This is a genomic window from Mesorhizobium sp. M8A.F.Ca.ET.207.01.1.1 (assembly GCF_004794715.1).
Lineage (GTDB): Bacteria > Pseudomonadota > Alphaproteobacteria > Rhizobiales > Rhizobiaceae > Mesorhizobium.
Window position 1 is genome coordinate 1 of the sequence record NZ_SRUS01000508.1, and the last position, 294, is coordinate 294.

At 66.0% G+C, this 294-nt stretch carries 1 protein-coding gene; it reads right to left on the minus strand.

What is annotated here, in order from left to right; translation table 11 throughout:
- Positions 1 to 16 precede the first annotated feature (16 nt).
- Positions 17 to 294, minus strand: a 278-nt coding sequence (locus tag EN850_RS35595; protein ID WP_136093077.1) for a hypothetical protein, incomplete at its 5' end; no start/stop codon positions are given.

Consider the following 294-nt stretch of genomic DNA (forward strand, 5'->3'; position numbering starts at 1 on the left):
GCCAAGTCCAACTGGGCTACTCCCGCACGTGCAGCCGCTCTGTCGCCTGCGCAGTCAACGCCACACAAGCCATCTTCAACCCTTCCATCACCCGATCCCCCAGGTACTCCTCGGGCGCACCGTTCTGCCGAGTCCGCTCCGCGGCCAGCATCAGCTCCGCCACCACACGCAGCCCGGCTAGTGCGCAATCTGCATCCGCCAACTGAAGACACCGCCCAGGCAGTTGATGCCGTTCCGGCCAAGGCTGGCCATCCGCAGCTGCACCAGATCCGATGCGGCGCAGCGTGGCTACGA